Consider the following 13,617-nt stretch of genomic DNA (forward strand, 5'->3'; position numbering starts at 1 on the left):
GCCGGCCGGGCCGGCGGCCTGCCCAGGTTCGTCGTCGGTTGATCGGCGCGTCAGAAGCGGTACGTGAGGCTGGCGCGGATCGTGCGGCCGAACAGCGGTCGCGCGACACCCCGGTTGCGGCTACCATCCGGCGACAGCAGATCGAGGAACAGAGGATCGCCTTCCGTGAACGACAGCTGGTTCGTCAGGTTGGCCACGTGGAGCTGGGCCATCCAGCGGGACGAGATCTGGTACTGCGCGCCCGCGTTGATGATGTGGTACGCGGGCAGCAAGGTCACGTTGGTATCGGTGGCCTCCGAGAAGCGGTCGCCCACGTACTGGTATTGCCCGTACACGGTCAGCGGAATGCCCGTCGCCGCCAGCAGGTCGTACGAAGGCTGGACGTTGGCCATGATCTTCGCGAGGCGGCGTGGACGGCGGCCGTCTTCGCTGACCTGCACGTAGTGGTAGCCCGTGATCACGCCCTGCGCGTCCTTGTCTTCCTGCGTGAACTGGTAGCGCGCGCCTTCGATCTTCGGGTTCTGCGCCACGATGCTGCCCTTCAGCTCCAGGCCGTCGATCATATGCGGACGGAAGGTCAGCTCGATCTCGGTGCCGACGTTGCGCACGCCGCGCTTGTACAACTGGGCCACGTCGGGGCACGAGTTGATCTGCGTGACCCCGCCCACCGTGGAACACGCGGACGACTGGATGTCCTTGTACACGTTCACGGCGCCGCGCGGCGAGAACTTGTTGAAGAACAGGGCGACGGACGCGCCGAACTCGCGGGTCAGATAGCGCACGCCCGTTTCGTACTGCCGGATGTGCTCGACGGCGCTGAGCTCGACGGGCTTGCCGTTGACCACCACGGCAGCCGCCGTGCTCAGGTTGTTGAGGTCCTCGAGGCTCGGCAGGCGGAACGAGTACGAGGCCAGCGCGTACACGGCGAGCGGCCGGCTGAAGCTGTAGTTGCCGCCCAGCGACCAGCCGATGCCGTGGTACGTCTTGTTCAGCAGGTTCGGCTGGCCGGGGAACAGGATCTCGTTGTCCGCGGCGGTATCCTGGGTCGAGCCCACCGCCACGCCGGCCGGCGTGACGTCGGTCGAAACGTTGCGGTCGCGGCGGTTGACGTTCGCGCGCACGTCCTGCCAGCGCACGCCGCCATCGATCTTCAGCTTGCCCTGCAGCGTTTCCCAGTGGTCGAGCAGGTAGGCCGCGTGGCCGTCGGCCTTGATGTCGCTGACGAAGCCGAACCAGCCGGGCAGGATCGCGGCGCCCGTCGTCAGCGACGGGCCCACCTGGTTGCCGGCCGCATCGACCACCGTCAGGTCGGCCAGGCGCGAGCGCGCTGCCGTCTCCGACACGAGCAGGCTGGCCTGGAAATTCGGATCGTACGTATAACGGCTGCGGTACACGCCGAACGTGAGATCGTGCGTGCCCGCCGCCTTGAACGTCTGCTGGCCCTTCAGGTCGAGGATCGTGCTGGCCGCGTCCGTATTGGCGATGAACGGGATGAGGAAGTTCAGGTAGGACGTCGGCGCCACGCGCGTACCGTCGTTCAGGTAGGTGCCCGCGACGCCGACGCCCTTCGCATACTTGGCCACGAAGTCGGCGCGGCTGATGTTGGCGAAATCGGCGCAGGTGCCGCTCTTGAAGTAGCCGATCAGCTTGGCGTTGCCGAGGTTGCAGCTGAGCGCCGCGGCGTGTGCCGGCGAAATCACGTCGTTCTGGAAGCGCGCGTTCAGGAACGTCGAAGCCAGCGCCGTGTCGTTCCCCGTAAACACGGCGTTGAAGCCGCTGCTGCCGCCCGTGTGGCGCAGGCCGGCCGTCAGCTTCAGGCCCGAATCGAACTCGTGACCCAGCTTCAGCGTGAACATCTTGAAGTCCGGATGGATGCCGTCCGCCTGGTCGATGGTGCGGGTGCCGTATTCGCCGATCATGTTGAAGCGGCGGTTGTAGGGCGACGCCGTCGTCCCGTGCGCGAAGTCGATGCCCAGCGGTTCGATGGAGTCCTGATTGAGCACGGTCGGGTGGTCCGGCGTGCCGGTCCGGGCGAGACGCGGCACGGAGATCGGGAGGTTCTGGTAGAACGCGGTCCGGTCGTTGATGGCGAGGGCGTCGACGCGCGCCGTCGTCCTGCGGTCGTCGCTCGTGTAGACGAGGTTGCCGCGGATCTGGCCGCCGCGGTCCGCCGTGTAGCCCGTATCGCGGATCCCCTTGCTCCTGCGGTAATAGCCGCCGACGGCGCCGGTCAGGTTGCGGCTCAAGGGGCCCGACACGAAGGCGTCCTGGCGCAGGAAGCCGTAATCCGCGTACTCGACCTTGTAACCGCCTTCGAGATGGTCGCCGCCGGTGCGGGTGATGTGGTTGATGGTCGCACCGAGGCCGTTCGAATACAGGATGCCGCCCGGGCCACCCTTCACGGCCTCCACGCTTTCCGTCATCAGGTCGTCGCGCACGAACACGTCGTTGTTCAGGAACGGCGCTTCCGGTTCCTCGTACGCCGGCAGGCCGTCGATCAGCTGCGGCGCGAAGCGGAAGCCGCCGACCACGGGCAGCCCGCGCACCGTGATGTTGTTGCTGGCCTCGCCGGCCGTGCTGCCCTCCGCATAGATGCCCGGCAGGTTGCCCAGCAGGTCGGCGGTACTCATCGGCGCCAGGCGCTGGATGTCGTCGGCGCTCAGCGTGTTGATCGAGAACGTCGCGTTTTTCTTCGTGGTCGTCCGGGTCACGCCCGTCACGATGACGACGTTGTTCGGCTCGTCGGCCTTGGATGCGGATTGCGTGGCCTGCGTGGCTTGCGTGCCGGCCGGCGGCTGGTCCGGCGCGGCGCCGGCCTGCTGCTGGGCGAACGCGAGGGCGGGTGCCAGCGCGATGACGAGGGCGGCCGAGCGGCCGATATAGGGGGTGAGCGAGTAGCGCATAGGTAATCTCCTGTTTGATATTGACTTCTTTGACTTCGTTTTTCCAGCTGCCCGTCTCGTGAACGGGATGTCCATCGTTGTCATTCCTTGTAAAAAATTAGACGGATCAAGGTTGCGGCATGTCCAGCGCCTCGGCGTCGGCCAGCTCGCTCGTGTAAGGCAGGTCCGCGCCGCGGCGCGAACACGTGATGGCGGCGGCGCGCGCGGCGAACCGCAACGCCTCCACCAGTTCGTCCTGCACGAGGCCTTCCACGGCGCGCCGCGTGAGCTTGCCGGCGCGCTGCAGCCACGCCAGCAGGCCGGCCTGGAACGTGTCGCCCGCACCCACCGTGTCGACGACCGTGACGGGGACGGCCGGCACTTCCACCGCCAGCTGCGACCGCGTGACCGCGACGACGCCCCGCTCGCCCCAGGTCACGACGACGAGCGCCACGCCCGCTTCCAGCGACTCGGCGATGAACGTGTCGACGCGCATGTCCGGATACAGCGCGTGGATGTCTTCCTCGCTGACCTTCAGCACGTCGGCGCGGCGCTGCATCCAGCGCACGGAATCGCGCCACGCCTCAATGTCGGGCGCGATCGTCAGGCGCACGTTCGGGTCGTAGACGATCAGGCTGCGGCCGCGCTGCCGCTCGACGAGCGCACGCAGGCTGGACGCGACGGGCTCGACGACCATGCAGTACGAGCCCACGTGGATGGCCTGCGCGTCGGCGGGCACGCGCGCGAGGTCCGCGATGCTGACCGCGCGCTCCGCCGTGCCGCTGCCATAGAACGTGTAGACCGGTACGCCGCGGTCGTCGACGCCGACCATCACGAGCGCCGTCGGCGCGTCGGGACGCGGCGCCGCGGCCAGGTCCACGCCCTCGGCCGCCAGGGCTGCGTGCAGCCTGCGCCCGAACATGTCGCGCGACAGGCCGCCGAAGAACGACGCCTTCCCGCCCAGCCGTGCCAGCCCGGTCGCCAGGTTGAACGGCGAACCGCCCTGGCACGCGGACAGGTCGACGGACGCCGCCCGCTCGCCCGCCGCGAACACATCGAACAACGCTTCACCACACACGACGATCATGCTTCCTCCATCACACTGTTGATTGATTTGTTTTCCAGCCGCGCACCATCGGTGCCGAAGACGTGGATCGCGTCGGCCACCGGGGCGACGGCCCAGGCGCTGCCCGGCGCCGGCGGCGCGTCCTTGGTCGAGACGACGAGCGCCCGCGCCAATCCGGGCACGTCGAGATGGACATGCGATTCCGCGCCGAGCCGCTCGACGAGGGCGACGGTGCCGCGGATCGGGCCACCGCCATCCGGCACGAGGTGCTCGGGACGCAGGCCGACGATCACCTTGCCGACGGCGGCGGCGCCGTTCCAGGCCAGCGCCACGTCGCCCAGCGCCAGCCTGCCTTGCGCGTCGACGGTGCCCTCGACGAGATTCATCTTCGGCATGCCGATGAAACCGGCGACGAACACGTTGGCGGGCCGCTCGTACAACGCCATCGGCGTGCCGATCTGCTGCACGCCGGTCGGTCCCAGCACGACGATGCGGTCGGCCAGGGTCATCGCCTCGACCTGGTCGTGGGTCACGTACACCATCGTCGCGGCCAGTTGCTTGTGCAGGCGCGCGATCTCGACACGCATGTCGGCCCGCAGCGCCGCATCCAGGTTCGACAGGGGTTCGTCGAACAGGAAGGCGCGCGGCTTGCGCACGATGGCGCGGCCGATCGCCACGCGCTGGCGCTGCCCGCCCGACAACTGCGGCGGCTTGCGCTCGAGCAGGTGCTCGAGCTGGAGCATCCGCGCAACCGTGCGCACGGACGCGTCGATGTCCTTTTTCGGCACGCGCGCCAGGCGCAACCCGAAGGCGATGTTTTCGAAGACGCTCATGTGCGCGTACAGCGCGTAGCTCTGGAACACCATCGCCAGCCCGCGCCGCGCCGGCGGCGTCTCGTTGACTCGCGCGCCGTCGATGCGGATCTCGCCGGCGCTGATCTCTTCCAGTCCCGCGATCATGCGCAACACCGTCGATTTGCCGCAGCCCGACGGCCCGACCAGCACGACGAACTCGCCGTCCGCGATCGAGAACGAGATGTTCTCCAGTATCCGGTTGTCGCTCTTGCCCGCATAAGTCTTGCCCACACCGGCCAACGTGATCGATGCCATCGCGCGCCCTCCCCGTCACCGTTGCGCCGGCACGACCGGCTTGCCGTCCAGCGCGCCCATGCGCCATACGCGCAGCCGCACGACACGGTCCGCTGGCGCCGCGATCAGGCCAAGGCCCGTCGCGTCCGGCCGCGAGGGATACATGCGGCTCGTGATGCTTTTGCGGTCGTTGAGATAGGCCTCGACCATCGAGCGGTCCAGGAAGACGCGCAGGCGCAGGTGCTCGCCGCGCAGGTCGAACGGGCCGCCCTGCACGCCGTGCGAACGCGCACCGGCGTCGAGGGTCGTGTGCGTACGGTCGACCTCGAAGCGCCGGCGCGCGGCGTCGACGACGAGGTCCGTGTGCTCGGCGTCGTCCGGCGTCCTGCGTACGACCAGCCCCCGGCGCGCCCCGCTGCCGGAAGCCGGCGCGAGTTCCAGCTCCACTTCCAGCAGGTCGCCTTCGATCCCGGCCAGCCGGGCCGCGGCGGCGGCGGGCGTCGCGTCGGCCACGTCCAGCAACAGCTGCTGGCGCAGGCGCTCGACCTCGTCGATGGGGGCCAGGCGCAAGTCGTCGTCCGGACCGATCGCGAGCGTCACCGGCAGGCCGGCATTGTGGGCCCAGCCGCTGGCCCAGTCATCCTGCGCGCTGCGTTCGCCCTGCGCGATCGAGAAGACGATGGTGCGCCCGGTGCGCGGATCGACGAAGCCGCTGGGCCCGGAAAAATGGTGATCGCCCAGGTCGAACACGCGCGGAGCGTCGCTGTCCGGCGTGAAGCGTGCCGTGGCGCTGTCGAACACGCCGATCCAGTAATACACCTGCGCCTTCACGTCCGTCAGGAACACGTGGCGCGGACGGCCGTCGCTACCCTTCCCGATCGGCAGCAGCACGGGCAGTTCGAAGGTGCTCTCGAAGCCGGGATGGCGCTGCGCGTCGAGCGTGAACAACGGGCCGCGGTAACGCCAGTGGACGAGATCGGACGATTCGTGGACGAACGCGACGCCACTGCCGCCCGGCACCCGCGACCCGACGAGCTCGAACCAGCGGTCGCCGGCATCGTCGCGGAATACGAACGGATCGCGGAAGTCGCGCGTGTGGCCGGGGCCGGGCGGCGGCTCGGTCACCGGCAGCGGGTACGGCGTCCAGCGCCGCAGGTCCGGATCGGCGGGATCGAACGGCCGTGCGAGGCCCACGCGTTCGGGGCTGGGCGCCTTGTCGTTCCCGGCTGTGAAGAACAGCAGCGGCGTGCCGTCCTTCGCATGCGTGGCACTGCCGGACCAGATGCCGTCCGGCGCCAGCGTGCCGTCTTCCGGCGCCAGCGCGATGGGCAGCTCGCGCCAATGCACCATGTCCGGGCTGACCCAATGTCCCCAATGGATCTGGTGCCAGAAGGGGCCGAACGGATTCTTCTGGAAGAACAGGTGGTAGCGGCCGTCCTGGTAGAACGGCGCATGCGGTTCGTTCATCCAGCCGGAATCCGGCAGCGCGTGGTACTGCGGGCGATGGCGATCGCCGGCAAACGTGGCGCGGGCGATCGTGACGTCGGCCTGCGTCAGCGCCGGCGCCTTGCCGCCGTGCGCCGCCAGGTCGGCGCGCACGCGGCGGGCGATGCCCTCGCCCGTCGCGGCACCGGCGTCGACGCGGACCTCGTCCATCAGGCCGAGGAAGGTATTCAGCTGGAACACGCCGGCCACGAGGCGCGGCTGCGAATAGCGGCCGATCGTCAACGCCTGCGGGGGCAACGAGAACACGCCCGACGCCGGACCGGTGCCGTTCGCCACCTGCTCGCCGTTCAGGTACAGCCGGACCACGCGTCCGCGCGGATCGTACGTGGCCGCCACGTGCGACCACGCGTCCTTCGGCAGCTTGCGGTCGCTGACGCGCAGGTCGAACACGGCGTCGCCGAACCCCAGCTTGATGCCCCAGGTGCCGAAGCGGTACATGCCGAACGCGAAGCCGGACTTCGTCGCCTCGTCGAACTGGCTCAGGAAGGCGGAGTACTGGCCGCCGTCGCCCCATTCGAACGCGTGCGGCGCCACCCATGCACTCAGGGTCCAGCCGGCGCCGGCCTGCGCATCCGTCAGCCCAGGGGCCGTGATGTCCGTCGAATACCCGTCGAACAGCAGGCAGCCGCCGCGGATGCAGGCGGTGGGCGGACGCCACAGCGGGTCGGAATCCGGTTTGAAACGCGCATGGTCGAAGACGAAGTGGACGGGGTCATGGCGGCCCGAGACCGCCTCCGTGGCCTGGCTGCCGCGCTGCTCGTCGAGCGTCCAGGCGGCGATGTCGGTGCCCGCCGCGGCGTGGCCCGCCACGAGCAGCGCCAGCATCAAGGCGGGGGGCGCACTGCGCCGGCAGCGCCGGCTTGTCTGGTTGAAGCGAATCACGGTGTCTCCTTGTCGTTGTCGTCGGTCCGGTCTTCGCGCCGGCTTGTCGATGTCCATCGTTGTCATCCAGGGGTCGAAAATTCGTCGAGACGGTATCGGCCATGTTCGAACCGCAGCGGGATCGGGTCGCTGATCTGGCCGACGAAGCGGCCGTCCGGTCCCGTGTCGAGGAAGGCCATCAGGCAGTCCTGTCCCGTCAGCGGGTCGTGCAGGATCTTGCCCGCGTAGCGCTTGCAGGGCACCGCGCCGTCGAGGAAGCCTTCGGCCGGCTGCCATGGCCCCAGCGGGTGGTCGGCCACGAGGTAGTGCGTGCCGGAGACGCCGCCGTCCTGGCTGGCGCGCTGGGCGTCGGACCAGTGGTCACGCACATTGCAGAACGTGCAGAACCACTGGCCATCGCGCTCGAACACCTGCGGCACTTCGAGCTGGCCGTAATGGCCGCCGCCGTACACGGGCGCGGTCGCCTCCCAGTGGACGAGGTCGGACGAGACGGCGTGGCCGATCACGCCCCGCTCGTACCTGGGGCCGTCGTTGCGGCGCGCGGTGAAAAACATGTGGTACACGCCGTCGATCGGGTCGGGCAGAACCCACGGATCGCGCAGGGCGCGGTCGTGCCAGCGCCCTGCCGCATGCTCCTCGTAGAACCGTTCGTCGAGGTCGAGCGCGAGGCCGTCGCCGACGCGGGTCCACGGACCGTCGATGCTGTCCGACGTCGCGTGGCCGATGCGCTGGCGCAGGCCGTTCTCGGCGCGGCACGTGCCGGTGTAGAACAGGTGATAGGCGCCTTCGGCATGGATCACGGAACCGGTCCATGTCGTGAAATCGTCCCACGCGCCCGGCGCGGCCGGGCCGAACACGGTGCCCCGGTAATCCCACTGTCTCAGGTCGCGCGAGACGGCATGGCCGATGGAGACGTTCCAGTGGCGCAGGTCCGGATCGCCGATGGCGCGGTCGGCCTGCAGCATGAACAGGTGCTGCTCGCCGCCTTCCGCGAAGTGCCAGAAGTCCCAGATGTATTTGTCGTCGAGTTTGAGTGTCATGATGATGATTCGATTCAGCCCTTGATGCCGGCACCCGCCACCGAGGCGACGAACTGGCGTTGGAATGCGAGGAAGACGACCAGCACGGGCAGCGTGACCACGGACGCGTAGGCCATGATCTGGCCCCAGGAATTGGAGCGCCCGAAGAACTGCTGGATGCCCGGCTGCACGGGGCGCGCCGCTGCGCCCTGCACGACCATGATCGGCCACAGGTACTGGTTCCATGCGGCGATGAACAGCACGATCGCGGCAGTCGCGATCACCGGCCGGCTGTTGGGCAGGATGATCCGGAAAAACAGGGTCCACGGTCCGGCGCCATCCATCTTCGCCGCTTCGTCCAGTTCGCGCGGGATGTCGCGGAAAAACTGGTAGAACAGGAAGACGCAGAAAGCGTTGGCAAGGAACGGGATGATCTGCACGTGCAGGCTGTTGAACCAGCCGATATGCCACGTCAGCGCGCCCTGCTCCAGGCCCGGCCACGGCAGCCGCGCCACCAGCGACAGCAGTGGAATCGCGATGACTTCGAACGGGATGATCATCAGTGCGACCACGACGGCCAGCACCGCCCTGCGGCCGCGCCAGCGCATGCGGCTCAGGGAAAACGCGAGCATGCTGTTGACCAGCACACCGCCCGCGACGACGAACGCCGCGATGATGGTCGAATTGAGCAGGAACAGCGGCAAATTGCTGCGCTCGAAGATGGCCGTGTAATTGGCCATCGACCATCCCGCATCGGGAATGAACGCGGACCAGCTCGTGAGGTTGGCGAAGATGGCATCGTCGCGCTTGAACGACGAGGCGAACATGAACAGCAGCGGCGCCGCGAACACGATGCCGAGCAGGCACATGGCGGCGAACAGCAGCAGCGTGCGGATCGATGGTTTCATTCGTGTCCGCCTTTCGCGACGAGGACGTGCTGCAGCACGGAGACGAGCAGCACGATGCCGAAGAAGACCATGGCGATCGTCGACCCGTAGCCGATGTCCTGCTGGCGGAAGCCCGTGCGCACCGCGTGATAGACGACGGTCGTCGTCGAGTCGAGCGGCCCGCCCTGTGTCATCACGTCGACCTGGGTGAACAGGCCGAACGCCAGCAGCAAGGTGGACACGATCACGAACACGATCGTGTTGCGCAGCCCCGGCAAGGTCACGTGCACGAACCGTTGCCACGCGTTCGCGCCCATCAGGGTCGCCGCCTCGTACAATTCCGGCGAGATCGACTGCAGGCCGGCCAGGAACACGAGCATCTGGAATCCCGCGCCCTGCCAGGCCGACATGACGGCGATCGCGGGCAGCGCGTAACGGCTTTCGCCCAGCCAGTCCGGTCCGACGTTCGGATCGCCCGTGACGGCGCGCAGCAGCTCGTTGATCATGCCCCGGTCCGTGTTCAGCATGAACGACCAGACGATGGATGCCACGACCATCGACGTGACGACGGGCGCGAAATAGACGGTGCGGAAGAAGATGCGTCCCGCGCTGCGCTGGTTGACCAGCAGCGCGAGGCCGAGCGCGCCGCCGCATTGCAGCGGCAATACCAGCAGCGCGAACAGGAAGGTGTTGATGAGGGAACGGTAGAACAACGGATCCGTCGCCGCCAGAACGACCCGGCGTTCGCCGAGCTGGAACTGCCACGCCGGCCGGTAATCGGCAAGGCCCGGGCGCGCGCGGCGCGTCTGGCGCCATGTGGGAAAGCGCACGCCGTCCTCGTCGCGCAGCGTCGCGCCGGCCGCATCGCGCAGCGGCTCGACGGCGACGACTTTCAGCGCCAGCAGGCGCGCGTAATTTTCCAGGCCGACGTACCGTGTCGGCTCCGGCGACACGAGCCGGTGGTTGGTGAACGTGACGGCGGCCGCGAGCAGCAGCGGCAGCAGGATGAAGACGCCGAACAGCAGCAACGCCGGACCGGCGAAGCCGGCGATCGCCAACGGATGGTCGCGGCCGAGTATCGTCTTCATTGGCTTGCCACCGCTTTCGGCCGGGTGTATCCGTAGCCGTCGTTGCGGGCGATATCGTGTTCGATCGTCTCGACCGCCTCGTCCATCGCCTCGGCCGCATCCTTGCCGGCCCGCAGATCGGCCATGGCTTTTTCGAACGCGGCCGAGATGGCCGGATAGGCCGGCGTCGCGGGCCGCGGCGTCGCATAGCGGGCCGCGAAGTCGAAGTAGACGCGCCAGTCGCCGCCCGACCGGTAGTGCGCCGTGAGCGCCGCGGCGTTCGCGGTGACCGGGACCAGGCCGGTCAGGCGCGAGAATTCGGCCATCTCCTTGGCGGACAACACGTGCGTGAGAAACGCCGCGGCGCCCGCGGGATAAGGGCAGCTGCTCGATATCGCCCATTGCCAGGATGCCGCGCCGACCCGCGGCCCATGGCCGAAATCGGGCGGCGGCATCACGACGAGATCGTCGCCGAAACGGTCGCTGTACTCGCGCGCCTTCCACGACCCCGTGTACTGGATCAGCGAACGCCCCTGCTCGAAGCTCTTCTCGTCGGCGGGGTTCCGTTCGGCGAGGCGGTCCTTGAACAGGCGACCGTAGTAGCGGGCGACACCGACGGCCGCATCGCTGTTGAGCACACCGTCGACGCGCAGGTAGTTGCCGCGGTCGATGAGGTCCGTCCCGGCACTCTCGAGCCAGGGCGAAAACGCATAGCTGAACCACTCGCCGGTCGCCTTGCCGTTCAGGTCGAGCGGATAACGGTAACGGCCGGAACGCTTGACCCTGGCCAGGATGTCGTAGAGTTCGCGCGCCGAGTATGGCTGTTCGATGGTCGCGACGCGCACGCCTTCGGCCTTCAGTGCCGAGCGGCGCGCGAACAGCGCCAGCACGACGTCGAACTGGCCCACGCTGTACAGGCGTCCCTGGTACGTGCCGCGCCCGCCCGGCAGCAACGGTTCGACCACCGACGCCGGCAACAGGCGATCGAGCGGCCGGATATTGCCGGCCCAGGCGAAGTTTGGCACGGCCGGCTGGTCGATCGTCATCACGCACGGCAGATGACCGACGAGGGAGGCCGCCGTGATCGATTCCGTGTACGTGCCTTGCGGGATCGTCTCCACGACGACCTTCCATCGATCCTGGGCGCGGTTGAACCGGTCGACCATGTTCCGGCTCGCGACCATTTCGGCGTCGCCCGTGTCGTGGCGCCACATCGTGATCTCGACGGGCGCTGCCAGCGCGCGCGACGCCAGCATGGCGACGATCGGAAGCAGCGCCCGTTTCATCACTTGCCCACCTTGCGCGGCGGCGTCACGGTGCCGCGCAGGACAGCGCAGCACGGCACGCGCAGGACGGTCGCGTCCCGGTCGGCACCGAGCGCGCGCCGCGCGGCGATCGCGCCGATCTCGCGGTACGGCAGGGTGACGGTCGTCAGGCCGGGATCCGATGCTTCCGACAGCAGGCGGAAATCGTCGAAGCCGACGACGGAAATATCTTCGGGCACGCGAATGCCGCGCCGCTGCAGGGTGAAGATGACGCGGATCGCCATCTTGTCGTTACCGCACAGGATGGCGGTGGGACGCTCGTCCGTCGCGAACAGGCGGTCCAGGCGGTCCTTGAGGTGCGTGAACTCGTCCTCGTCGGGCGTCGTGCCGTGCAGCAGCCACGCTTCGTTCGGCTGCACGCCGTAATCCCGCATCGCATGACGGAAGCCCTGCATGCGCAGCGTGGTCGCCACCATGCCGTCGGTGAGTTGCAGGAACGCGATCTTGCGGTGGCCGGCCCGCAGCACGGCCTCCACCGCCGCGTAACCGCCGCCTTCGTCGTCCGGCACGACTTGCGCGAACCGGGGCGTCTCCTCGAAGCAGTTGGCCAGCACGGCCGGCGTCTGGCCCAGCGTCTCGTTCACGGTCACGACGCGGTGGAACGTGGTGGCGAAGATGATGGCTTCGACGCGGCGCGTACGCATGTCCGCCACGAGACGGCTCGCGACCTGCGGCTGCCCCCCCGTCTCGCCGATGATGAGCATCTTGCCCAGGTCCTCGCAGACCGACTGGATGCCCTTGATGATCTCGGACGAATCCGGCGTCGTGGTCAGCCTGTCCGCGATGACCGCCACGAGGTCGGTCGGCCGCCCGCGCAGCATGCGGGCCGCCGCGGACGGGGCAAAGTCGAGCGCCTGCATGGCCTGCTCGATCCGTTTGCGGGTCTTTTCCGACACGCTGCTCGCATCGTTCAGCACGCGCGACACGGTCTTGATCGATACGCCGGCTTTTTCGGCGACATCGTGAATGGTCGACACCTCGTCTCCTTGGCCTGGGGCCTTCCAGTCGGGTTCAATCCGGTCCGGCGCGAGGTGCCGTCGCGAGTTGTCCAACGTTGTCATTGATCGAGATGCTATCGGCTTTTTGTGCGGAGGTCAACAACCAGGCTTGATCCGGATAGATACGGCGGTTCTCTTTTGACACAGGGTGAGCTTGCCGGCTGGACCAGCGTAAATCATCCGTTTTTGATCCAAGTCATTCAGTAATGAGCCACTTGGCGCGTATCTTTGTGCAGCATCATTTGCGACTTCGTACCATTTTCCTGTTGTGGAGATACCAATGACCACCGACTCGACCTGGACCTTGAAGCGGCGAGCCCACGTCACCGCAGGCGGCGACCGCGCGACCTACGACACGTTCTCGATCGCCCTGCACTGGCTGACCGCGGTGCTCGTATTGCTGCAGTTTGTGCTCGCGGCAACGTGGGAATGGTTCGGGCGTCCGACGGAACGGCTGATGGTCGTCGCCCACATGTCGTTCGGCATCGTTCTGGCCGCCGTGATCGTGGTCCGCGTCGCCTGGCGCCTGGTGCCGGGCCGCCGGACGCCCGCTGCCGTTTCCGGCTGGGCCGGCATGGCAGCGAGGACGGTCCATGTCCTGCTCTACTGCATGCTCGCTGCGGAGGCGGTGCTCGGTTTCGTATTGCGCTGGGCGGGCAACGAATCGATGAGCTTTTTCGGACTGTTGATCCCGCCGCCGTTCGCCCCCTTCTCCAAACCGGCGCTACACTTGGTGGAGGAGCTGCACGAGCTGAACGGCTGGGCCATCGTCATTCTCGCCGCGGGCCACGCCGCCGCCGCGCTCTACCATCACTACGTATTGCGCGATCCGGTGCTGTCGCGGATGCTGCCGTCGGGTCGCAGGCACCTGTTTCCAGACGGCTGACGACAGGACGG

The 13,617-nt window shown here is 67.9% G+C and carries 10 protein-coding genes; 1 reads left to right on the forward strand and 9 read right to left on the reverse strand.

What is annotated here, in order from left to right; all coding sequences use genetic code 11:
* Positions 1-50: 50 nt before the first annotated feature.
* The 9 genes from HAV22_RS04910 to HAV22_RS04950 all read right to left on the reverse strand — a co-directional run bounded on the left by HAV22_RS04910 (position 51) and on the right by HAV22_RS04950 (position 12,699).
* Positions 51-2,903 carry a TonB-dependent receptor gene (locus HAV22_RS04910; protein WP_166857067.1) on the reverse strand — a complete coding sequence of 951 codons (2,853 nt, stop codon included), beginning with the start codon at positions 2,901-2,903 and terminating at the stop codon, positions 51-53.
* A 106-nt stretch (positions 2,904-3,009) separates the two neighbouring features.
* Entirely contained in the window at positions 3,010-3,969 is a 960-nt protein-coding gene (locus HAV22_RS04915) for a carbohydrate kinase family protein (protein WP_166857069.1), read from the reverse strand.
* Positions 3,966-5,057 carry an ABC transporter ATP-binding protein gene (locus HAV22_RS04920; RefSeq protein ID WP_166857071.1) on the reverse strand — a complete coding sequence of 364 codons (1,092 nt, stop codon included), beginning with the start codon at positions 5,055-5,057 and terminating at the stop codon, positions 3,966-3,968. The genes HAV22_RS04915 and HAV22_RS04920 overlap by 4 nt, the downstream gene beginning before the upstream one ends.
* A 15-nt stretch (positions 5,058-5,072) precedes the next feature.
* Positions 5,073-7,424 (reverse strand): GH32 C-terminal domain-containing protein, encoded by a 2,352-nt coding sequence (locus HAV22_RS04925; RefSeq protein ID WP_166857073.1) that lies wholly within the window; start codon positions 7,422-7,424, stop codon positions 5,073-5,075.
* A gap of 62 nt (positions 7,425-7,486) precedes the next feature.
* Positions 7,487-8,464 (reverse strand): family 43 glycosylhydrolase, encoded by a 978-nt coding sequence (locus HAV22_RS04930; RefSeq protein ID WP_166857076.1) that lies wholly within the window; start codon positions 8,462-8,464, stop codon positions 7,487-7,489.
* A gap of 14 nt (positions 8,465-8,478) precedes the next feature.
* The gene (locus tag HAV22_RS04935; RefSeq protein ID WP_166857078.1) at positions 8,479-9,351 is read right to left on the reverse strand and encodes a carbohydrate ABC transporter permease; all 873 of its coding nucleotides are present in this window, start codon (positions 9,349-9,351) and stop codon (positions 8,479-8,481) included.
* Positions 9,348-10,418, reverse strand: a complete 1,071-nt coding sequence (locus HAV22_RS04940; RefSeq protein ID WP_166857080.1) for a carbohydrate ABC transporter permease — start codon at positions 10,416-10,418, stop codon at positions 9,348-9,350. Before HAV22_RS04940 ends, HAV22_RS04935 begins: the two co-directional genes overlap by 4 nt.
* Positions 10,415-11,683 carry an extracellular solute-binding protein gene (locus HAV22_RS04945; RefSeq protein WP_166857082.1) on the reverse strand — a complete coding sequence of 423 codons (1,269 nt, stop codon included), beginning with the start codon at positions 11,681-11,683 and terminating at the stop codon, positions 10,415-10,417. The genes HAV22_RS04940 and HAV22_RS04945 overlap by 4 nt, the downstream gene beginning before the upstream one ends.
* Positions 11,683-12,699 carry a LacI family DNA-binding transcriptional regulator gene (locus tag HAV22_RS04950; RefSeq protein WP_166857084.1) on the reverse strand — a complete coding sequence of 339 codons (1,017 nt, stop codon included), beginning with the start codon at positions 12,697-12,699 and terminating at the stop codon, positions 11,683-11,685. Before HAV22_RS04950 ends, HAV22_RS04945 begins: the two co-directional genes overlap by 1 nt.
* A gap of 301 nt (positions 12,700-13,000) precedes the next feature.
* On the opposite strand from HAV22_RS04950, the gene HAV22_RS04955 reads away from it, so the two are divergent.
* The gene (locus tag HAV22_RS04955) at positions 13,001-13,606 is read left to right on the forward strand and encodes a cytochrome b (protein ID WP_166857086.1); all 606 of its coding nucleotides are present in this window, start codon (positions 13,001-13,003) and stop codon (positions 13,604-13,606) included.
* The last annotated feature ends 11 nt before the right edge of the window (positions 13,607-13,617 follow it).

It is taken from the genome of Telluria antibiotica (assembly GCF_011682055.1).
In the GTDB taxonomy this organism is placed as follows: Bacteria; Pseudomonadota; Gammaproteobacteria; order Burkholderiales; family Burkholderiaceae_D; genus Telluria; species Telluria antibiotica.

Bases quoted from the DNA above. Each gene is read 5' to 3' on its own strand.
- HAV22_RS04910 (WP_166857067.1), bottom strand. From the start codon at position 2,903: ATGCGCTACTCGCTCACCCCCTATATCGGCCGCTCGGCCGCCCTCGTC.
- HAV22_RS04915 (WP_166857069.1), bottom strand. From the start codon at position 3,969: ATGATCGTCGTGTGTGGTGAAGCGTTGTTCGATGTGTTCGCGGCGGGC.
- HAV22_RS04920 (WP_166857071.1), bottom strand. From the start codon at position 5,057: ATGGCATCGATCACGTTGGCCGGTGTGGGCAAGACTTATGCGGGCAAG.
- HAV22_RS04930 (WP_166857076.1), bottom strand. From the start codon at position 8,464: ATGACACTCAAACTCGACGACAAATACATCTGGGACTTCTGGCACTTC.
- HAV22_RS04935 (WP_166857078.1), bottom strand. From the start codon at position 9,351: ATGAAACCATCGATCCGCACGCTGCTGCTGTTCGCCGCCATGTGCCTG.
- HAV22_RS04940 (WP_166857080.1), bottom strand. From the start codon at position 10,418: ATGAAGACGATACTCGGCCGCGACCATCCGTTGGCGATCGCCGGCTTC.
- HAV22_RS04945 (WP_166857082.1), bottom strand. From the start codon at position 11,683: ATGAAACGGGCGCTGCTTCCGATCGTCGCCATGCTGGCGTCGCGCGCG.
- HAV22_RS04955 (WP_166857086.1), top strand. From the start codon at position 13,001: ATGACCACCGACTCGACCTGGACCTTGAAGCGGCGAGCCCACGTCACC.